The sequence below is a fragment of the Citrobacter sp. S39 genome (assembly GCF_009495675.1).
GTDB classification, from domain to species: domain Bacteria; phylum Pseudomonadota; class Gammaproteobacteria; order Enterobacterales; family Enterobacteriaceae; genus Citrobacter; species Citrobacter freundii.
Genome location: NZ_CP045555.1, coordinates 3,963,855 through 3,983,669 on the forward strand (window position 1 = coordinate 3,963,855; position 19,815 = coordinate 3,983,669).

20 protein-coding genes and 1 riboswitch are annotated in these 19,815 nt (G+C 49.0%); of the genes, 8 read left to right on the forward strand and 12 right to left on the reverse strand.

From position 1 onward, the window contains the following. Window position 1: 1 nt before the first annotated feature. The 9 genes from GFB57_RS19010 to GFB57_RS19050 form a co-directional block, all read right to left on the reverse strand. Window positions 2–1,381: a Fe-S-containing protein gene (locus tag GFB57_RS19010; protein WP_003035988.1), complete on the reverse strand. Its 1,380-nt coding sequence runs from the start codon at window positions 1,379–1,381 to the stop codon at window positions 2–4. A 200-nt stretch (window positions 1,382–1,581) separates the two neighbouring features. Next, on the reverse strand, window positions 1,582–2,109 hold the full coding sequence (locus GFB57_RS19015; protein ID WP_003035987.1) for an iron transporter: 528 nt from the start codon (window positions 2,107–2,109) through the stop codon (window positions 1,582–1,584). Between the two features lie 29 nt (window positions 2,110–2,138). Beyond that, on the reverse strand, window positions 2,139–4,088 hold the full coding sequence (locus GFB57_RS19020; protein WP_032933625.1) for an FTR1 family protein: 1,950 nt from the start codon (window positions 4,086–4,088) through the stop codon (window positions 2,139–2,141). A 272-nt stretch (window positions 4,089–4,360) separates the two neighbouring features. Next, the gene (nqrC, locus tag GFB57_RS19025; RefSeq protein ID WP_003035981.1) at window positions 4,361–5,113 is read right to left on the reverse strand and encodes an NADH:ubiquinone reductase (Na(+)-transporting) subunit C; all 753 of its coding nucleotides are present in this window, start codon (window positions 5,111–5,113) and stop codon (window positions 4,361–4,363) included. Between the two features lie 195 nt (window positions 5,114–5,308). Further along, window positions 5,309–5,815 carry a protein disulfide oxidoreductase gene (locus tag GFB57_RS19030; protein ID WP_003035978.1) on the reverse strand — a complete coding sequence of 169 codons (507 nt, stop codon included), beginning with the start codon at window positions 5,813–5,815 and terminating at the stop codon, window positions 5,309–5,311. After that, entirely contained in the window at window positions 5,805–6,428 is a 624-nt protein-coding gene (locus tag GFB57_RS19035; RefSeq protein WP_003035975.1) for a DsbA family protein, read from the reverse strand. Before GFB57_RS19035 ends, GFB57_RS19030 begins: the two co-directional genes overlap by 11 nt. Next, window positions 6,425–8,305: a protein-disulfide reductase DsbD domain-containing protein gene (locus GFB57_RS19040; protein ID WP_003035972.1), complete on the reverse strand. Its 1,881-nt coding sequence runs from the start codon at window positions 8,303–8,305 to the stop codon at window positions 6,425–6,427. The genes GFB57_RS19035 and GFB57_RS19040 overlap by 4 nt, the downstream gene beginning before the upstream one ends. Before the next feature lie 48 nt (window positions 8,306–8,353). Then, the gene (locus GFB57_RS19045) at window positions 8,354–8,716 is read right to left on the reverse strand and encodes a hypothetical protein (RefSeq protein ID WP_003035968.1); all 363 of its coding nucleotides are present in this window, start codon (window positions 8,714–8,716) and stop codon (window positions 8,354–8,356) included. Window positions 8,717–8,786: 70 nt separating this feature from the next. Then, window positions 8,787–9,191 carry a VOC family protein gene (locus GFB57_RS19050; protein ID WP_003035964.1) on the reverse strand — a complete coding sequence of 135 codons (405 nt, stop codon included), beginning with the start codon at window positions 9,189–9,191 and terminating at the stop codon, window positions 8,787–8,789. A gap of 397 nt (window positions 9,192–9,588) precedes the next feature. Here GFB57_RS19050 and dsbA point away from each other — a divergent pair, with 397 nt between their 5' ends. From dsbA to GFB57_RS19070, 4 genes are all read left to right on the forward strand, one after another. Next, window positions 9,589–10,212 (forward strand): thiol:disulfide interchange protein DsbA, encoded by a 624-nt coding sequence (gene dsbA / locus GFB57_RS19055; RefSeq protein WP_003035960.1) that lies wholly within the window; start codon window positions 9,589–9,591, stop codon window positions 10,210–10,212. A gap of 193 nt (window positions 10,213–10,405) precedes the next feature. Continuing rightward, window positions 10,406–11,326, forward strand: coding sequence for a curved DNA-binding protein (cbpA, locus tag GFB57_RS19060; protein ID WP_003035957.1), 921 nt, complete (start codon window positions 10,406–10,408; stop codon window positions 11,324–11,326). After that, complete coding sequence (gene cbpM / locus GFB57_RS19065; RefSeq protein ID WP_003035954.1) at window positions 11,326–11,619, forward strand: chaperone modulator CbpM; 294 nt, start codon at window positions 11,326–11,328, stop codon at window positions 11,617–11,619. Before cbpA ends, cbpM begins: the two co-directional genes overlap by 1 nt. A 122-nt stretch (window positions 11,620–11,741) precedes the next feature. After that, window positions 11,742–12,428, forward strand: a complete 687-nt coding sequence (locus GFB57_RS19070) for a Crp/Fnr family transcriptional regulator (protein WP_003035951.1) — start codon at window positions 11,742–11,744, stop codon at window positions 12,426–12,428. A gap of 44 nt (window positions 12,429–12,472) precedes the next feature. Here GFB57_RS19070 and GFB57_RS19075 read toward each other — a convergent pair whose 3' ends face one another. From GFB57_RS19075 to deoD, 3 genes are all read right to left on the reverse strand, one after another. Continuing rightward, complete coding sequence (locus GFB57_RS19075) at window positions 12,473–13,306, reverse strand: outer membrane protein OmpK (RefSeq protein ID WP_003035947.1); 834 nt, start codon at window positions 13,304–13,306, stop codon at window positions 12,473–12,475. A gap of 86 nt (window positions 13,307–13,392) precedes the next feature. Beyond that, window positions 13,393–14,556: an MFS transporter TsgA gene (tsgA, locus tag GFB57_RS19080; protein ID WP_003035944.1), complete on the reverse strand. Its 1,164-nt coding sequence runs from the start codon at window positions 14,554–14,556 to the stop codon at window positions 13,393–13,395. Between the two features lie 38 nt (window positions 14,557–14,594). Next, complete coding sequence (gene deoD, locus GFB57_RS19085; RefSeq protein WP_003035940.1) at window positions 14,595–15,302, reverse strand: purine-nucleoside phosphorylase; 708 nt, start codon at window positions 15,300–15,302, stop codon at window positions 14,595–14,597. Window positions 15,303–15,619: 317 nt separating this feature from the next. Here deoD and GFB57_RS19090 point away from each other — a divergent pair, with 317 nt between their 5' ends. The 4 genes from GFB57_RS19090 to GFB57_RS19105 all read left to right on the forward strand — a co-directional run bounded on the left by GFB57_RS19090 (window position 15,620) and on the right by GFB57_RS19105 (window position 19,815). Then, complete coding sequence (locus tag GFB57_RS19090) at window positions 15,620–16,129, forward strand: GNAT family N-acetyltransferase (RefSeq protein ID WP_008320248.1); 510 nt, start codon at window positions 15,620–15,622, stop codon at window positions 16,127–16,129. 242 nt (window positions 16,130–16,371) lie between these two features. Continuing rightward, a riboswitch (cobalamin riboswitch) is annotated at window positions 16,372–16,596 on the forward strand. 220 nt (window positions 16,597–16,816) lie between these two features. Further along, window positions 16,817–17,869, forward strand: a complete 1,053-nt coding sequence (locus GFB57_RS19095; protein WP_003035934.1) for an ABC transporter substrate-binding protein — start codon at window positions 16,817–16,819, stop codon at window positions 17,867–17,869. Between the two features lie 66 nt (window positions 17,870–17,935). Next, window positions 17,936–19,003, forward strand: a complete 1,068-nt coding sequence (locus GFB57_RS19100; RefSeq protein ID WP_016149890.1) for an iron ABC transporter permease — start codon at window positions 17,936–17,938, stop codon at window positions 19,001–19,003. After that, on the forward strand, window positions 19,000–19,815 hold the full coding sequence (locus GFB57_RS19105) for an ABC transporter ATP-binding protein (RefSeq protein ID WP_003035928.1): 816 nt from the start codon (window positions 19,000–19,002) through the stop codon (window positions 19,813–19,815). Before GFB57_RS19100 ends, GFB57_RS19105 begins: the two co-directional genes overlap by 4 nt.

Consider the following 19,815-nt stretch of genomic DNA (forward strand, 5'->3'; position numbering starts at 1 on the left):
GTTACTCCTCCCTCAATTCAGCAGGGACGAACTGTTCCGGGGTTTTACGGAAGCGATCGTAATTGGCCTCGGACGAGAAAAACCAGGTTTTGCCACCATAGCTGTATTTGTAGTCAGCAGAAGTATTGGTCAATGTGGAACCATCAACCGGGTCGGTCACCTTGATGGTCATGACCGTCGAGAAGTAATTCACGCCAGCAGCCAGCTCTTTACCTGGGATCACCAGCTCTTTCTCATCATTACGCCAGTTTTCAATTGGCACAGGATTGCAACCACCAGGTTTACCAATCGAAGGAATGAAAATGTGTACCCCGCATGCCACGCAGATAACCTGATTACCTTCCATCACGTAACCCTGATCGCCGCACAGTAGACAGGCATCAAAAACTACCCCCAAACGCAACTTGTCGGGATAACGGTTAATCACGAAAAAACGTACCGCTTTACCATCATCAGCCACCCAAACAAAGCGGTGCAGATTGCCATCACGGAGTCGTTCTATTGGCAGATGAACCATGCCATCACTGGCAAGTTGTACCGGAATGGCTTCTGACAACTGCGGCGGTTGAGAGGCGACTTTTTCCCACCACAGTTGTCCGGCGATCACCACCACCGCACAACCTAGCGTGACCAGCCAAAGACGAAACGCATTTCGACGATGCGCCAGCGCCAGTCGATAAGTAATCGGCTCATCGGCTTTACGCGTCTGGCGGAACGCGCATAACAACGCCGGTACCCAGCACAGTGCCAGAGCAAGTAATAGGGCGGCCCCCAACCAGTTATACATCGCCGCGTTGTTTGTCACTTTGGCCACGAAACTCAATAGCGATTTCGCCAGCGGTAGCACCTGCAGTTTCATTAGCAGTAGCAACAAATTACCGCTTAATGGCAGCCAAATCATGACCATCAGAATCAGCGTCAACGGCCAGTAGAGTCCACGAATACGACGCAACAGCATGGCGCTCAGTACCCCAACCAGGCAGAGGATCGCAAATGCCAATAGCATTGCCGTCAGATTCAACAGCAGATCGGTATTTAGCACATGGGTGCTGGTTAATCCGCCGAGATTGGGATCCAAAGCCCAATGTCGGGCTGCGCCAAACACCAAAATCCCCTGCCACAGGTAGCGAATGCGCTTTGATACCCACCAGAAGCTCAACACAAACAGCAGCGTAATCATCACTTCTGTGCCAACCAGCAACAATTGCACTGGCTGCGAGCCACGGAGGGTAAGTCCCACCAGCACGCCAACGATTAAACCTGTGAGTAAGGTCCAGACGAGTGGGCGCAAAGAAGGGGGATCGATGCGACTCCAGAGAACCCCGGAGAGCAGCGCAATGCAGAAAAAAACCTGTAGCGTCGTGACAAAAAAATAACTCATAACATCGACTCTGTACGGCGGATTGAATGATGTAACTATCCAGGTACATCGATAATTTAGAGCCAGCCCATCAGGGGGATAAGTTCGCGGTCAGTTAAGACATGAGCAGCGCAAAACAAATCGTGGGTACACTTCGTACGTAAGATTGTGAGCACTGCCCGGTCCAAAATGGCAAATCAAGCAGCCTGATGGAAAAGCGCTTAGTTCAGGCCGACGTATTTAAATTCATAACTCACGTCAAATGGTTTCCACCAACGACCAACGCCGGTCTCACTGTCTGTATGACGGTGCATACCTGCTTTTGACGGCGGTTCGATGTGATAGGTCACTTTATAGTTACCCACCCCCATCATTTTGATGTTCGCACCGTAATGAGGGCCATCGCTGGCAACCATCGGCATGAACGTACCTTCTTGTTTTTCACCCGTATCACTGTTAATCAAGGTGTAACTGATAGTCAGATAAGGGATCCACTCGCCTGCGCCAAAACCATTTTTACTGCCTTCCACGGCATGAATATCCGCCTCAAGGTGAATATCGGCTTTTGCTGCCGGTAATCCCATGCCACGCGGTTCCATATCGATTGGCTGCAGGTAAACAGCGGCCAGTTCCATCTCATTCATGGTGACAGGCTCACCTGCCGGATACTCCTTAAAGGCAAACGCTGCCGGAGCAGTGAAAATACCGGCCATCACTGCACTGGCAATCAGGGTTTTCTTCATGGTCATCAGACATATCCTCTCGTCTCAAATAACAGCTATAGATTAGTTTTTATCGTTTCCCCAGGAACAGTGCTTTTCCTCCGCATCACCCACAGCGCCGCCAGCGCCGCAAGTAGCAATATGGCCTGCGGTAATAACGTTTCCACGTAGGGATAAATTCCCAACCAACTGATTTCGGGGAAGCCGTTAATCAACGTTGGCTGGAACAGCTTACCTTCCACCAGTTCCAGAACCCCTTTGCCCGCAAATACAAAGGCCATCAGGTACATAAAACTGCCGGTAAACATAAAGAACGGCTTCAAAGGCAGGCGTACAACCGAGTAGCGCATAATGAGCCAGGCGACCAGCAGAACAACACAGCCGATAACAAAACCTGCCGCAATCGCCATATGCCCAGAAATATCATTCGCATCCCCGATCAGGGCGTAGTAAAACAGCACGGTCTCCGCCCCTTCGCGGTAAACCGCCAGGAAACTGGTAAGCCACAGTCCAACCAGTGAACCACGGGAAAGTGAGTGGGACAGTTTCCCTTCCAGCCATGCTTTCCAGTGGCGAGCCTCGACTTTAGACAGTAACCAGTAGCTCATGAAGAACAGCATGACGACGGCAATCAGCATCGTTACGCCTTCCAGCAGTTCTCTGCTGGCGCCGGAATTCGTGAACAGGAGTTGGAATATCACAGCGGTAATGACGCTGGCGAATAATGCAACAATCACCGACTGGCGAATTAACGGAAGCTTATCCTGGTGATTGTTTTTCACCATATAAGCCACGATGGCCGCCACAATAAGCAGGGCCTCCAGTCCTTCGCGGACAATGATCATCAGGCTGTAGAGCAGCAGGCTCCACTGGGTTTCTACTCCTTCTCCCAACATCACCACCGCTTTTTGTAAATCCTGCTCCAGTGCGCTGGCTTCGGCGTTGAGTCTTTCCACTGGCTGACCCGCTTTCATCAGACTAACCAGACGCGTGAAGTAAGCCTCCAGCGAGGTTTTAAACGCCGAATCGCGAGAACCGATTTTGTTTTCCATACCGCTAGCTTCAAAGCGGTCAAAATAACTGTCTTGCACATCCAGAATGGCATTCTTCGCATCGCCCTCCTGGTAACGGGCAATCGCTTTCTGAATACTTTGATGGATACCCAACGAGACGGCAGCCCAGTCTGCGCGGGCTATATCATCCTGTGCCGTGGGCGTATTCCCCGTATTTTGCACCGCCGTGACCTGCTGTTCGTCACGGGTAGTAGGCAAACCAGGCAGAAGATCCTCAATATCCTGTAACAACGTAGTGACTTGATAAGAGACATCATTAAGGCGATCTGGCTCTGCGGTGAGCGCAATCAACGCAGAAAATTGCTGGTTAATCGCAGCAGCGTCTTTTGCCGATCGATTCTGTCTGACCGACATTTCCATCTCTGAGTTTTTAAAACCCTGATAGTGCGCTTGTTGAACGTTTTGGCTGGCTACGCTTAAATTCCCGGCCTGATAGTTATTTACTGCCTGGGCCAACAAATCGTCGATAACACGAAAACTCTCTTGCCAGTGTACGGCGATATCTGTCCTGGAAAACGCATTGTGCTGCTCTTCGGCAACCAGGCGATGTCCGCCATCTAACACAGGTTCAACTTCGCGCAGCGAGGCTTTGAGCCAGTCGATTTTAGACTGCACGTCAGAGAGCGATTTTTTTGCGCCAATCATGCGACGGATCTCACCAAAAGCGCTTTCCATCTCATAACTTTTGCTGGCGGAAATGTTGATTCGAATAGGACCTTCAAGGTTTTCAAATACCTCAAAGTAGGCCATTTGCACCGTTCGCCGCGCTTCATCAGTTTGTTGCTGAGAGTAAAGTTCTGCTGTTTTATCAAGACGTTGCTCAATATCCTCAATGAATGGAGCATAGTTTGTTGCGGCCCATACATGAAGGCTTACAAGCAGGCTACACAAAGTGGTCAGCAGGAAAACACAGAACTTACGCACGGTACGCATCCCGTAAAATACAAATGATAATTATTATCATTATCGATTTTAGCTTGCGTTGTACATGACCTGGATCATAAAAATGTCAACGGGTAACAAGTTATGTAAATTTATCTCATGAAAATGTGATGAATACGAAACTGAGACATTTGGGATTGATTAGTGATGCCGTCAATACAGGAGAATTTATCGGTGATATGGAATAGAGTTGCCCCATACTCACTGACGCAAATGAGGCCAACAGTGAGTATGAAGATAAACGTTATTTAAGACAAAAGTGATCAGGGAACTATTATATCAGGACCACGAGTAATCCGTTGCAAAAAACGGCCGTAACCCTGTTCGCCTGTCCAGTAGTTGATGCTTCTCTCAACCCCATTCGATGTCAGGGTCGCGCCAGAAATACCATCCACTGTATATTCATCGATATTCTCTGGTTTCTCCTGAGTTATTCTTAGCGCTGGCATCCAGTTATTATCAACCACTTTTTTACCCGGCCATTGCTTGCGCCAACTTTCATCTTCCACTCTGGCTCCCAAAAAAGGAGTTTCCCGCTGCTGATAGTAATACAGGTTTTTAACCGTACGTCCGTCTGGGTCAAGAGCCAGAAAGGCATACATCATTGACTTCGCACCCTCACCGAAAACAGGGAGTATAATTTGTTGAATTTTATTACTTTTATCTTTTACAAGATATACATCTGCAATAGTACAGCGCTGATGGATCTTCGCGGGATCATGTTCCGGAGCGAGTTTTTTACATCCCTGCGTCTGGACGTCATCAGCTACCCATTCACCGGAATCCAGATTAACCTTACGCGCTAAAATATAACGTTGATACAAATTTTTAATTGTTTTTTTATCGTGCTCATCTGATTTCAACAGGCCTGAAGCATGCAGAATGGCGGCATATTTCTCTTCACTGGTAGGTTCAGTGAGTTCCCCCTGATACATCATAAACCAGACAATAGCAGCAATAAAAATAAGGATACAAAAAAACATCATTGATATAACAATAACTTTACCCTTGCGCATTATTCTATAATCCCTGCGAGAAATAAGATATTTAAAACATCATCAGATATGCCATTATCCTTGTGAATTTGCAACTACAGAAAAAAATCAAAAATATATAACTATTAGTGTGTAGCTTTAGGATCAAATATCAGAACAACATGTTTTTCTTACCTTTTTATCGTAAAAAAATGCCGGGTTCCCCCGGCACAAATATCAGAATATTTTCGCCCACCACAGCCGAAGTTTCATGCCCCAGTAGCTGGTCCAGCCGCTGGTGGTTGATACCACCCGACCTTCTGACATCACCACCAACGTGGGCGTGACGCTAATCGCCCAACTGTGGGAAATAGCCCCATTCGCATCATTGATGACCGGAAATTCCACGCCTTTACGCAACAGCCAGCGAGATACCTCAGCTTCATTTCCGGAGCGTAACGCAATGGTCATCACATTTTCCCCTTCCGAGCGCAGCCTGGCGACTTCCGGCGTTGTGAAGCGGCATACGCCGCACCAGCTCGCCCAGAAATAAAGCAACACTGGCTCGTCTTTGCTGAGCGCCGCCAGCGTGACGGTTTCACCATCCAACGTTTGTAAAGGCGTACTGTCAAAAGAGGCAGGGAGCTGCGGCGCGCGCCAGGCATCCATCAGCAGCATCGCCCCCGCCAACAGAGCCAGTAAGATCAGCCCTTCGCGCAGCCAGCGGCGCAGTTTACTGAGCATTGGCCGCCGCCAGTTTTTCTTTTACCACTTCCTCAAGCGTTTCCCACGGCACCGCACCGGGAATAAGTTCATCGCCAATGATCGTTGCGGGGGTTCCCTGTACACCCACCAGTCGCGCCAGTTGCAGGTTAGTGCTCAGCGTTTCAGCACTTTGGGCGTCCAGCGTCACCGGACTGGCCCCCGCTTTTTCCTGCGCCTGTTTGATACTGACATCGGTATGGTAGCCCTTCTTCTGCATCAGTTTTTCATGTAGCGCCAGAAACTGCTGCGGATGCTGATGCCATGTCGTCAGCACGGTCCGCGCCGCCAGTTCCGAGCTTTCACCTTTAAACGGCAACGGTTTGATCACTACCGCCACGTCAGGATATTTCTGCACAATTTTTTCCAGCATTGGATCCAACTGCTTGCAGTATGGGCAGTTGTAATCGGTGAAGTTTATCAGGGTCAGTTTTGCCTGCTTTGCGCCAATCCGCGGGCTGTTGGGATCGTTAAACAGGGCTTCCTGAATTAATGCTTCAATTTGCTTTTCCTGTTCCGGGGTAAACGGTGCAGGCTCTTTCGCGATACTGACGGCAGAAAACAGGGTTAACAGCAGAACAATCATCATCTTCATGGGGTAACTCCTTTGGCATCGTTCAACGTTTGCAGTACCGCATCGCGGGTTAACAACGTGGGTAACACCTGGCCTTCCGGCAGACCGGGGCCATAAATTTGGTTATACGGCACAGCAACCTGGCCGCGTTTTTTTAGAAATTCGGTAATGACTTCAGAAGGGAGTGTCCAGTCGCCGCGCAGCGCCACCACATCCGGCTGTTGCAATGCGGCCTGTACGTCATCTTTATGCAAGACGTTGAACTTGTTTACCTTACAGGTGATGCACCAGTCTGCTGTGACGTCAATGAACACGCGCTTATGTTGCGCCAGCGCATCCTCAATAGCTTGCTCGCTTAGCGGTTGCCAGTTCACGCTCTCTTTGCCGGTGCTTTGCCCTACGAACCCGAAATGCGGGAGCAGCAACGTCGCAAGCCAGATAGCGGAACCCAGCATCATCACGCCGAGCAGACGCCGCAACATATTCATCCAGCGTCCTGGCCGCGGCAAACGCAGCGCCAGACCGGGACGCAGAGCCACCAGCAGCCACGGTAAGCTCATTCCCAGCCCAAGTGCGATAAACAATCCCCACAATGTCGGCAGCGAAGCGGTCAATGCCACCGCCACCGCCGTTCCAAGGAACGGGGCACTGCACGGCGTAGCAAGCAGCGTCGCAAATGCACCTTGCCAGAAATGTCCCGACAGACCGTTGCCGCCGTGAGTCGCCAGCGTGGTAGTCATCGCAGAAGGGAGTCGGAATTCAAACCACCCGAACAGGCTGGCGCTGAACGTCAGCATCACCAGTACCATCACGCCAATGAACCATGGATTCTGAAACTGGATCCCCCAGCCAAGCGCCTGATTGGTTAAACGCAGCACCGTCATCAATAGAGCCAGAGCCATAAATGAGACAAGTATTCCGGCTACCGATGCGAGGAAATGACGACGGACCTGGCGACGACTTTTTTCCTCGACCAGCAAAATCGAGCCCAGCTTCATGCCCAGAACCGGTAACACACAGGGCATCAGATTGAGGATCAAACCGCCCAGCAGCGCCATTAGCACCACTTGCCACAGTGGGAGTGAGGCGTTCTCAACAACCGGGGCTTCGCCAATCGCAAGACGACTTTCCTGGGCAACACCGTTATCTGCCAGCACCAGGGTGACTGACTTACCACGCAGATCCGGCGCGCCTTCTCCCCAACCGTCATGTACAGGTACCGTGGCGCGTAATGTCTCCCCCTCAACATGGATTTGCGGCATGCCAAAATCCGCATCATCAACAGCATCCAGATACAGCCCTGGTGCAGTCCAGCCTCCCGCACGGTGAGCCTCGACGACTAACTCTCCCGCCCGTGCGCCGGCGCTCAGAGCATCGGTCAGGCCGCTGGCAAGTGGGATCTGTCCCATCGCCTGAGCATAGTCATGTGCAAAAGTCGGGTCCTGGGCTGTGGGCGTTACGGAAAAAGCAAAATCCGTCAACAGGCAAACGTTGCTACAGGTGGATAGCGTCAAAACGCCGCTGAGCGTGGCGGGCGCTCTACCTCGCACCACCATCGGGAACGTCACCTTATCGTGATACCCCTGGGTAGTGATATTGGCGACCTCAAAACGAGCTGGGGTTGGCCAGAACCAGTCGACCGCAGGCATTTCCTCTTTCCAGGCGATAGCAGGCGCAACGCCCCCCTCGCCCGGAGAACGCCAGTAGGTTTTCCAGCCGTCCTCCAGTTTGACATCCAACAACAGACGGGTTTCACCGCCAGCGGACGTATCAGCGCGTAACCGCACGCTGGCGTGATCGTTATCGGGTGAACGCAGCCAGCCGGGTTCAGCCGCCCAGGATACGGGCAGCCATAGCAATAACAGACAGAGCAGTGTCTGCCTGAAAACAGTCATCATAGTTTTTCTCCGTGAATAATTATCTAACAGTCAGCAACGGCTGTTCTGTCATTCACGGAAGACGCAAAATCGGAGATGCACCCGGAGAGTGGGCGGCGAGATGGCTCGCGGTGGGAAAAAAGGTAGACGAAACGCCCGCACTGGCGCCAGCAACGACAGCAGCAGGCACAGCACCAGAATAGCACCTTCAAACAGTACGGGTGGCGCAGCCAGTAATGACTTCGCGCTCAGTTCACAAGGGGTAACGGGTAAGGTTTCATCGGTCTGCACTTGTGCGCTGGCGACAACGCTTGTAACAGCGGTATCCATCTGCAACGCGTGCAGACCCGCCATGCGTTGTGCGGTGCAAACCATCACCACAACACATGCCAGACAGAGGAACCACCATCCCATCCGTTGACGTTTCGCCATTATACCCTCACTCATTGATGCGAGTTATCTTAACCACTCGCCGGTTTTTGGCAACCTTTGCGCTGTAAAGTTATGTCCTGGCATCTGCTGGATATACCGCGATTTCAATCAGATTGAGATCGGGATCCCTGACATAAACCGAGCGAATCGGTCCTGTCGCACCGGTTCGTGCAACGGGCCCTTCAATAATCTCGACTCCATGGGTTTGAAACGTCTCTGTCACCTCTTCCAGTGTACGCGTGGTGATAAAACACAAATCCAGCGCCCCCGGCGTTGGCGCGTAGGCTTTAGGTTCAAACTCTTTTCCCCGAATATGGAGATTGATTTTCTGATTGCCAAAGACGAAGGCTTTCCGACCTTGTGCGAAAGTTTCCAACCTCATGCCTAAAAGCTCGACATAAAAACGAACGCAAGCCTCTTCATGATTGGTGGTTAGTACCAGGTGATCCAGGTGGTCGATCATAGTGATATCCATTTGGATTGCTCATCTCTGACACTTACCCTATTCATTCACGCGCGACAAGAAAAAGACAATCTACAGGGGTATTTGCAAATACTTAGCGCAATACCTTGCCATTCACGCTTTAAAAGCGAAATGATAATTAATCATATTTTCGTCTTTGTTTATTACACTATAACATTGCTAAAAACACCCCTGAAAATATCACGGAAGTTATCATTCACTATTTACGAAGAATGCCAGAGAATATTTCAATGTCAGCACACAAATAATGCCCGCTACGTACTGATGCGTAAATGAAAGTAAGGGTCAGCGCATTTTCTGGGGATTTCCTTATTATATCCAGACGCAATGAATAACGTATTCATTAGCAGATAATTTGTTTATCAAATGTTATTTAGAGTATATGGAAATGAAAAAATATTTATTACCCCTGATTGGGTTACTTTTTACAGTTAGCGCTCAGGCAGCATCATTTACCGACGGTAAAGAGTATATCACCCTGGAAAAACCCGTCGCTTCCGCCCCAGCTGCGCTGAAGTTTTTCTCATTTTACTGTCCTTCCTGTTATCAGTACGATGAAGTTTTTGAAATCACGGATAACGTGAAAAAAGTACTGCCTGCTGATGTCAAACTCACCGAATACCACGTCGACTTTTTAGGTCCGCTGGGGCAAGACATGACGCACGCCTGGTCCGTCGCCATGCTGTTAAACGTACAAGATAAAGTTAAACCGTTGCTTTTTGATGCCGTTCAGAAAAAACAAACCGTTAAAACAGCGGATGATATTCGTAACGTATTTATCAGCGCGGGCGTCAGCGCCAGTGATTATGATGCCGCCTGGAACAGTTTTGCCGTGAAATCCCTGACCGCTAAACAACAAGAAATGGCTAAAGCGGTAGATTTAACCGGTGTGCCCGCCATTTTTATCAACGGTAAATATATGATCAATCCAAAAGGACTGAAATCTGACGACCTAAACTCTTTTGTGAAGAGCTACGCGGATACGGTTCGCTATCTGATCACCAAATCCTGACGTTTCGCTAATCTCACTTTTCGCACCACACAACAGTCAAAAGCGCTGTTGGTGGTGCGTAATCACATCATTTAGTCCAATATCCTTTCTTCCCGGTTGGCATTCGCCGTTATCAGGATTACCCTAAACTTAGCGGTGTTACCTGTTGTCGGGGTACACCTTCTTCAAGTGTTGATTTACACGAGAGAACGCTATGGAATTAAAGGATTATTACGCCATTATGGGCGTGAAACCGACAGACGATCTCAAGACAATCAAGACCGCCTATCGTCGACTCGCCCGTAAATACCATCCTGATGTCAGCAAAGAGACTGACGCTGAGGCCCGTTTTAAAGAGGTTGCTGAAGCCTGGGAAGTCCTGAGTGATGAACAGCGACGTGCCGAGTACGACCAACTGTGGCAGCATCGCAACGACCCTCAGTTCAGCCGTCAATTCCAGCAAGGAGAGGGGCAAAGCTACAGCGCCGAAGATTTCGACGATATCTTCTCCTCCATTTTTGGTCAGCGTGCGCACCAGTCGCGCCAGCGCCCTGCCAGCCGCGGGCATGACATCGAAATAGAAGTTGCCGTCTTCCTCGAAGAAACGCTTACTGAGCATAGCCGCACTATCAGTTACAACCTGCCAGTCTACAATGCGTTTGGCATGGTAGAACGAGAAATTCCTAAAACACTGAACGTGAAAATTCCGGCTGGCGTCGGTAACGGCCAGCGTATCCGTCTGAAAGGTCAGGGTACGCCCGGCGAAAACGGTGGGCCGAACGGTGATTTGTGGCTGGTGATTCATATTGCGCCGCATCCGCTGTTCGATATCGTTAATCAGGATCTGGAAGTTGTCGTTCCTCTGGCGCCGTGGGAAGCTGCGCTGGGTGCGAAAGTAACCGTTCCGACGCTGAAAGAGAGCATCCTGCTGACCATTCCTGCAGGCAGCCAGGCCGGTCAGCGGCTACGCATTAAAGGCAAGGGTCTGGTAAGTAAAAAACATACAGGCGATTTGTATGCGGTGATCAAGATCGTCATGCCACCGAAACCTGACGACACCAGTGCCGCCCTGTGGCAACAACTGGCAGATGCACAAAAGACCTTTGATCCGCGCAAAGAGTGGGGGAAAGCATAATGGCTAACGTTACCGTCACTTTTACCATTACCGAATTTTGTCTGTACACCGGTGTGTCAGAAGAAGAACTGCATGAGGTTGTCGGCTTAGGGGTGATAGAACCCTACGAAGACGAGACGTTTGACGATCATGCGCTGACCGTAATGCGTCGCGCGGTGCGCCTGCGTCAGGAGCTGGAACTTGACTGGCCAGGGATTGCCGTTGCATTGACGTTGCTGGAAGAGAACGCGCAGCTGCGTCAGGAAAACCGCCTGCTGCGCCAGCGGCTGTCCCGTTTTATCAGCCATCCTTAGTGCGTCAGGGCCAGCATGGTGCTGGCCCTTTTATTGTCCCGAAACCTGCTCTTAATGACATTAAGCAGTAGATGGCATACAGTCAGCGATAAGAATTATCTCAAACAATAAGACGTTGAGCCATGCAGCTTAAGCCCCTCACAAAAGGTCGTTTTAACAATATCTGGCAGCAAGATGATGCCTTAATTGAGAAGATATTCCAGGAACTGCTCTCTGAAACGCAGATGATCCACGAAGATGAGTATCTCTATCGCCAGGGACAGGTAGTCGATCGACTTATCATGGTGCAATCAGGCAGAATTTCCCTGCGTTACAGCGCGGAAAATGGTCGCCGTTTTCAGTTGGGCGCAATGGAATGTGATGAGCAACTATTTGGTGAAATGGAGTTTTTTACCGGGTATCGCTGCCAGCTTGATATCGTGGCCGAAGAGCCGTTGACCGTGGCGGTGTGCAGCTGTGATCGTCTGGAAGAAGCGCTAAACCAGCACCCGAGACTGGCGATATTTTTTGCCAGTGCGATGGCGATTGATTATCAGGATATGCTGGAAATCTTCCTGCACCGGATGCTCTACCCTATCGTTCATAACGTGGCGTATGATCTGTATCGCCAGCATCAGAACAAACAGCCGATGGATGGTTTCCATAAAAAATACCAGGAAGCAGAACGGTTCGGCACCACCGATCGGGTCTATCGGCGGGCGGTTAAAGCCCTGACGGATGCCGGACTGGTAACGCGCACGAAGCAAGGACTGGAAATTAAGGATCTGGATGGGCTGCGTAAATTCCTCGGCAATGACATCATTGACTGACACACCATCCCCGTAGAGAAGGTTGGTGTGTCAGTTCAGCGCAATCAGAATTTATAGGTAAGGTTGAAGTAGTGACCGAGTCCGGTGGTGCGCCCTGCTCCGCCGTGATTTTCCATCAATGCCATATTGCGGAAATACTTCAGGCCATAACCCACCGCATAATGCTCTGAATGCCAGTAGATACCGTTATACCATTCAATCGCGTTATTGCTGTATAACGGTTGATTAGCAATCTTGTTAGCGGCGAACTGATAGTCAAAGTAACCCTGATAGTTCAGGTAGCTGCCGTTGGCAAAGGTATAGAACGGCGTCGACCAGTTAGTCGAGAACATGTAGCCATCCCACTTGCCTTCGTTATCCGCACCGTAGTTTTCACGCACATAATGCGCATAGATGTTCATTCCCACCAGACCAAACCACGGAACCTTAACATCTGTGCCCAGACCGACATAATGTTCAAATAATTCCCGGTCGCCAATGTTATTTACCGTTGCGATATAGAATTCGTTAAATGGCCCAACGGATAAATCTTTATTAAAAATAGCATCCAGGGAAAACCGTGGGGATATCTTGGCGAAAAAGTTATCGCCGCCATGGCGGTCATCCTGCTTGCGGTCAAAAATATCAAAGAAATCGACATAACCATACAGATCGATAATTCCGGAACGCGCCCCAAACTCCAGTTCCAGATAAGTGTCATTACGAATACCATAAGGCACTTTCGCATCCACACTTTGCATTAAGTTCATCTGCATCCAGTTAAAATCATTTTTACGGACGTTGCCATCGGTATAATCAGCAGCAAGCGCTTGCGTACAGCTCATTGCAACGATTGCGCCCAGAACTGTTTTTTTAATCATTGATTTATTCTTCATCATTTTCAATTCCTTTGAGCAAGGTTGAGTGTCGCCCCACCAAATAAATGGTGTGGCGACTGACTATCTAATTAGAGAGGTAAGTGTTATTACTGTGCTTTGTTACGTTTAAGTTTTAATGTACCCATCAACATGATAAAGATTATTAAATATAATACTGGTATTGCGTACATAATTTTCTGCAAGCCCATTGTTTTTTCCATTAGCGCACTGATCGCTGGACTAAACATAGCCCCGGCGCTACCGCTAATTAAAATATATGAAACATTCTGACTACTTGCGCGCTTCACAAATGAAACTCCGTAGGCAATAAAGGAGTTATACAGCGCCGCACAGACGAATCCGTAACTATAAGCCAGATAATCAAGCCCCGAGATGTTGTCTTTCGTTACAATAATGGTCGTAATAACGCAAGCGAGAAAAATAATACTCAACAGGAAATAATGTATCCTCACTCGAGAAACAATGACAGTTGATACTAGCGCCCCAACCAACGCCGCTCCCCAGTATTGCGTAATAATATTACCGGCTTCTTCAAATGGAATGCCAAATTTATTCTTCACAAATAATGGTGCCCAGGTCAGGAAGGTATACAGCGCCAGCATACCTAAGAACAGACCAATACCTCCGCTAATAATCCCTGGGTTCCACTCAGACTTCACCGCGTCTGTCCGATCTTCCGCAGACGCGGTTTCACAGGCAGTAAAACGAGTGAGCGCCACCACACCTAACGTAAGTAAGGCCACCATGCCAACACTTAGATAGCTGTAACTCCATGACATATTGTGCGTCAGGGCGTAGGTGGTGATCAGCGGAAAAACCACGCCTGCGACGTTAAAGGTGGCGTCTTGTACCACCAACATTGTACTTTGAATGCGATCCTGCCATACCGAAACGACAATCGTTCCTGCCACACACAGGCCAATCCCACCGCAAAAGCCCACCAAAGTCATGGCAACCATCACCGGCCATAAGCCGGGGCTTAAGTGCATTGCCAGCGAACAAAGGAACACTATCGAATAGATAATAAACGTCATTCGCTTGACGCCAATTTTTTCTATCAGGAAAAAGGCGGCGATGGTCCCGGCTAATGCCCCACCGTTAAGCAGCGAAAATATCGAGGCAACGGTATTCACATCAGCACTGTAACGTACCGCAATCGGTTCAATCAGCATTCCAAACTGACTGGCAAACCCCGCCATAATAAAATTTGCCAGAAAACTAATCAGTGTAAGTGCTATTTTATTCTTCATATAATGACATCCCTGATTGGTTCAATTAAAAGCCAATGCTAAGCCGTAACGGCTGTATTTAGCGCCAGCTCAATCATATTTTTAAAAGTTAATTGTCGTTCCTCTGCCGTGGTTTCTTCGCCTGTCAGGCAATGATCGGACACCGTTAAAATAGCCAGTGCTTCAATATTAAATTGGTGTGCTAAGGCGTATAAGCCGGCCACCTCCATATCCACACCCAGTACACCAAACTTTTCCAGTGCAGGAATGAGGTTTTCGTCAGGATCGTAATAAAGATCGCCACTGAAAACATTACCGACCTTAATGTCGATTCCGGCCTTCTGCGCCAGCATCCACGCCTGTTGTAGTAATGGGAAGTGAGCGGATGTCGCCATCGTGTAGCCCGCGCTACGTTTTAAATTTGTGACAGAGTCCGTTCCGGCAGCGAGAGCCAGAATAATGTCGCGCATTTTGACATGCGGTTGTGTTGCCCCCAGGCTACCGACGCGAATAATTCTCTTCACATTAAAATCATGTACCAGCTCATGGGCGTATAGCGTCATAGACGGAATACCCATACCGTGTCCCATCACCGAAACAGGTTGACCAAAATAAAGACCGGTATAGCCCAGCATATTACGCACGTTGGTAACTTCGCGGTAATCCATAAGATAATTTTCGGCAATAAATTTTGCGCGCAGCGGATCGCCCGGCATAATCACAGTTGGCGCAAAATCACCCGCTTTAGCATTAATATGTGCAGTCATAACAATTCCTGAATTATGGGTATTGGAGATATGCAGGGATTGTAACCAGACGTTTGCAGAGGATTGAGGACAAAAGTCCTGCTCAAAGGATCGGCCTCTCATTTCTGAGAGTTAGAGTTGCAGGCTTAGGATGCAGAGGAAAACTATGCCCCGGCAACAGTTAGGAAAAGCAAGACCCAGAACAATAAAAGAACAGATTAGCCCCCAAATCGCTGGTGACTACCGCGTTGGCGCGAGTAGCCATAGCAGCGTCAATATTGTTTTGAAAGTGGTCTTATTGTTATTATCGTATTCCACTCTAAGCTTGGATGCCTGCCATGACCCGATTAAGGTTTAGTGAGATGACTCACGCCGATATACCTGCTGTTCAGTCGTTCCTTATTAAGCATCTTAATTTGTTCTTCAATGCCGGGAGAGTCATGCCTGCTGCTGAAGAAGATATCTTCGATCTCAGGCAGCAGTATATTTTGCAAGAAAGAAATCTATTACTTTGCGCATGGAGTGAAAAACAAGAGCTCATCGCTACACTTGCGGTATGTCAATATGATGATCGTATCACTGAGCTACGTGGGCACTATAATTTGCCTGAAACGGCAGAAATTTGTCGTTGCTACGTGGATGCGCGCTACCGCAGACAGGGAATCGGAAGCCGGTTGTTTGCTTTAGCTCAAATGTTCTGCCAGCAGCAAAAATATAAAACCTTATATCTTCATACTCATCATTTCTTGCCTGGAGGGTATCATTTTTGGTTGCGTAAAGATTTTAGCGTCGTTATGGATATGCAGGATGAATGGCAATTGGTACATATGCAGAGATCACATTATTAAATTAACCCAACGCTAATTAACTGCGTTATTGATAACGATCAATATGATTAAATTGAAAAAATAAAACCGCGTTTATAGCTTGATCAATATCAATCAATTCTCATTTAGCTTTTTATTGTTATTTTCATGTATACATCCGAGATAAAGGATTTAAGCATAACCAACTGTAAAACATAACAATTTTACCAGAGGTATGAGGTTTTCCCTGTTTATTCATACGGTTGACCTCGTTAACAATTGCCGTTAGAGTCGCTTTTGACAGCATTTCATTACATTTTTGTATATGAATAGGAATATGGTGAGAATTATTCAATTCAATTCCATAACTGCCCCCGCAACTGTAGGCGGATGCAGAATATCCTTGTGTGGTTAATAAGCCACAGGTCACTGTAAAGCTCGTCTTTATGGGAAGGCCGATATTCTGATTACCGTGAGTCAGGAGACCTGCTGTCAACGATGTATACCATTAAGTGGACGGGATGGTCCATGGGATGAATTATTTGACGCAAGCAGTAGTGTATTTATGAATAAGATTTTGGCTAAGTAAGGCTTATTTGCATTTGTTGCATATCTTCATTCTTAAAATTCACGATTCAATGTCATCTATCTTCATGTCTCCTCCCGATATATGGAATGAAATGAGCCATGACCAGACTTTAAGATTCTGGCATCAACGGGACGATGATAATGCACGCTAATTCTACATTTTTCTCTTCTAAAAAAACGCTTCTGGCTATTGTTGGAACCACTGTACTGTTGACTTCCGGTTTTTCTAACGCGGCAAAAACCGAATATCCTCTGACGATTAAAAACTGTGGCCGCGATATTACCTTTAATCAGGCACCAACGCGTGTGGCAACGGTGGGTCAGAACAGTACCGAGATTCTCTATTCATTGGGACTGGCCGATCGTGTCGTGGGTACTTCGTTGTGGTTTGGCCCAGTACTGGATGCTTACAAAGCAGCAAATGAAAAAGTTGCCGTTATTGCGCAAAATATTCCCAGCTTTGAAGGAATTGTGGCTAAAAAACCAGATCTGGTTGCCAGCCAATTTGAGTGGCAAATCGGCCCTGCTGGCACAGTTGCCTCATACGAACAGTTTAGTGAACTGAAGGTGCCCGTTTACACTGCACCAGCTGACTGTGCTAAGGATAACGAAGATGGGGGTGATGGTGTTCGTAAGGGCATGTTTGATATTGCCATGGTGTATCAGGAAGTCGCCGATCTGGCAAAAATTTTTGATGTTCAGGATAAAGGCGAAGCGCTGATTGCCAGCCTTAAAGCACGTGAATCAGCAGCAAAAAATAAAATTACCGGCATGGATAAGAATGTTTCCGCCGTGTTCTGGTTCTCAAGCGCCGATTTACAGCTCGATCCTTACGTTGCCGGGAAGTTTGGCCCAGCAGCATGGATAGCCCAAACGTTGGGTGTGAAAAATGTCATTGATTCTGCTGAAGAGTGGCCAACGGTGGGCTGGGAAACCATCGCTAAAGCTAACCCTTCTGTCATTGTGCTCGGTGAGATGAGCCGCCGACGCTTCCCGGCAGATGACTGGAAGATCAAGATGGAATACCTCCAGTCCGATCCTGTCACCAAACTGATTCCTGCCGTCAAAGAAAACCATCTGCCGGCCATTGACGTACAGACAATGAATGCCGGGATCAGAACTATTGATGGAGTGGAAAAACTGGCTGACGCTCTGGTTGAATATGGCTTAGCGCATCCGCAGGCTGCTCATTAATCTACATTTTGCGCTATATCACGGCACGGTATAGCGCATCTCCGTTACTCAGGAACGCAGATAATCATGAGTGATTCTCGCAGGATGCGTCGCGCTGTTGGTCAGCTTGCGGTGAGAGTCGGTGGTCATGCCGTTTGGGTCAGTGCGCTGATGTGTTGCGTACTGCTGGCGGGGATTTCCATCGGCGAAACGTTTATCCCCTGGCGGCACGTACTCAGCACATTGGCAAATCATCTTTTCGATACCCACTATCCTGTCGATGCACTGGATGCGGGGATCGTCTGGAACTACCGCCTGACCCGAGCACTGGTCTCAGCCAGCTGCGGCGCCTGCCTGGCTGTTTCCGGCGTAGTGTTACAGTCGTTGCTACGCAATGCGCTCGCCGAACCTTATCTACTGGGGATTTCTGCCGGAGCATCTACCGGTGCGGTGCTGATTGCGCTCACGGGACTGGGGGCTGGCATCATCAGTATGTCTTTAGGGGCGTTCATTGGTGCGCTGACGGCATTTCTGTTCGTTGCGCTATTGGCGATGGCCGCTGGCGGTAAACAAGGCGGCGGGATTACAACCCAAATCATTCTTGCCGGGATCGCCAGTTCGCAACTGTTCAATGCGATTACGTCGCTTATCATCACCCGCTCAGCAAACGCCGAGCAAGCACGCGGAATTATGTTCTGGTTGTTAGGCAATTTGAGCGGTGTACGCTGGCCCGATGTTGTCTTAGCTATTCCTACCGCTCTGGTCGGTATTGCGCTGTGCTTCTGTTATGTCCGCCACCTTGATGCGTTCTCCTTTGGCGCTGAATCCGCGGCATCGTTGGGCATTCCGGTCAAACGTACCCGCGCAGTACTGATTGCTGCTGTCACCGGTATGACAGCGATTATGGTCTCCATTGTTGGTGCGATCGGCTTTGTCGGTCTGGTGATCCCTCATGCCGCTCGTTTGCTGGTCGGCAACCAGCATCATCGACTGCTGCCGGTTAGTGCGCTTACCGGCGCCATTTTCCTCATTGTCGCCGATGTTATTTCCCGCACGTTACTACCCGGTCAGGTACTGCCAATTGGGGTGATCACGGCTTTGGTCGGCGCGCCTGCGTTTTCAATCATTCTGATAAGAGGAAACCAGAACAAATGACGGTAAACCTCGTACAGCCACTTGTTACCTCTGCGCAAGCCGTTATTGAAGCCTGCAATCTGCGTTGGAAGGTAAAGGGTAAGACGATTGTTGATGATATTTCTCTTCGCGTAACTCCCGGCGAGTTTGTCGGTATCATCGGTCCCAACGGCTCGGGCAAAACGTCACTGATTTCACTGCTGGCCGGTTTGCTGAAGCCGACTTCCGGGCACATCACTCTGCGGCAAAAAGCGCTCCAGCACTATTCGCGGCGTCATCTTGCGCAACAGGTGGCGCTGGTCGAACAACAGGCTGAAACCAGCGAGCGGCTTACCGCTTTACAAGCCGTTTCTCTGGGACGGACCCCCTGGCTTAGCCTGCTCACCCCCTGGTCTGCCAAAGATGACGATATCGTACAAACGATGCTGGAGAAGGTCGATCTCAGTGAATTCCAGCACCGCTGCTGGCATACCTTTTCCGGGGGAGAAAAACAGCGCTTGCATATCGCACGGGCGCTGGCGCAGCAGCCTCAATTGTTGCTGATGGATGAACCCACCAACCATCTCGACATTCAACATCAGATTGGCCTGCTGAGTCTGGTTAAACGTGAAAAGCTCACGGTGATTGCTGCTCTGCACGACCTTAATCATGCCGCGATGTTCTGCGATCGCATCATCGTAATGACCTCCGGACATATGGCGATGCAGGGTAAACCTTGCACCGTTTTTACCCGCGAAAATCTCCATGCCTGGTTTGGTATCGACGCCGTTGTCGAACATGAAGCGGGTAGTGAAAACTGTTTTATTCGTTATCAAAGACCTGATGAATTTTAA

Bases quoted from the DNA above. Each gene is read 5' to 3' on its own strand.
- GFB57_RS19010 (WP_003035988.1), bottom strand. From the start codon at position 1,381: ATGAGTTATTTTTTTGTCACGACGCTACAGGTTTTTTTCTGCATTGCG.
- GFB57_RS19015 (WP_003035987.1), bottom strand. From the start codon at position 2,109: ATGACCATGAAGAAAACCCTGATTGCCAGTGCAGTGATGGCCGGTATT.
- GFB57_RS19020 (WP_032933625.1), bottom strand. From the start codon at position 4,088: ATGCGTACCGTGCGTAAGTTCTGTGTTTTCCTGCTGACCACTTTGTGT.
- nqrC (WP_003035981.1), bottom strand. From the start codon at position 5,113: ATGCGCAAGGGTAAAGTTATTGTTATATCAATGATGTTTTTTTGTATC.
- GFB57_RS19030 (WP_003035978.1), bottom strand. From the start codon at position 5,815: ATGCTCAGTAAACTGCGCCGCTGGCTGCGCGAAGGGCTGATCTTACTG.
- GFB57_RS19035 (WP_003035975.1), bottom strand. From the start codon at position 6,428: ATGAAGATGATGATTGTTCTGCTGTTAACCCTGTTTTCTGCCGTCAGT.
- GFB57_RS19040 (WP_003035972.1), bottom strand. From the start codon at position 8,305: ATGATGACTGTTTTCAGGCAGACACTGCTCTGTCTGTTATTGCTATGG.
- GFB57_RS19045 (WP_003035968.1), bottom strand. From the start codon at position 8,716: ATGGCGAAACGTCAACGGATGGGATGGTGGTTCCTCTGTCTGGCATGT.
- GFB57_RS19050 (WP_003035964.1), bottom strand. From the start codon at position 9,191: ATGGATATCACTATGATCGACCACCTGGATCACCTGGTACTAACCACC.
- dsbA (WP_003035960.1), top strand. From the start codon at position 9,589: ATGAAAAAATATTTATTACCCCTGATTGGGTTACTTTTTACAGTTAGC.
- cbpA (WP_003035957.1), top strand. From the start codon at position 10,406: ATGGAATTAAAGGATTATTACGCCATTATGGGCGTGAAACCGACAGAC.
- cbpM (WP_003035954.1), top strand. From the start codon at position 11,326: ATGGCTAACGTTACCGTCACTTTTACCATTACCGAATTTTGTCTGTAC.
- GFB57_RS19070 (WP_003035951.1), top strand. From the start codon at position 11,742: ATGCAGCTTAAGCCCCTCACAAAAGGTCGTTTTAACAATATCTGGCAG.
- GFB57_RS19075 (WP_003035947.1), bottom strand. From the start codon at position 13,306: ATGATGAAGAATAAATCAATGATTAAAAAAACAGTTCTGGGCGCAATC.
- tsgA (WP_003035944.1), bottom strand. From the start codon at position 14,556: ATGAAGAATAAAATAGCACTTACACTGATTAGTTTTCTGGCAAATTTT.
- deoD (WP_003035940.1), bottom strand. From the start codon at position 15,302: ATGACTGCACATATTAATGCTAAAGCGGGTGATTTTGCGCCAACTGTG.
- GFB57_RS19090 (WP_008320248.1), top strand. From the start codon at position 15,620: ATGACCCGATTAAGGTTTAGTGAGATGACTCACGCCGATATACCTGCT.
- GFB57_RS19095 (WP_003035934.1), top strand. From the start codon at position 16,817: ATGCACGCTAATTCTACATTTTTCTCTTCTAAAAAAACGCTTCTGGCT.
- GFB57_RS19100 (WP_016149890.1), top strand. From the start codon at position 17,936: ATGAGTGATTCTCGCAGGATGCGTCGCGCTGTTGGTCAGCTTGCGGTG.
- GFB57_RS19105 (WP_003035928.1), top strand. From the start codon at position 19,000: ATGACGGTAAACCTCGTACAGCCACTTGTTACCTCTGCGCAAGCCGTT.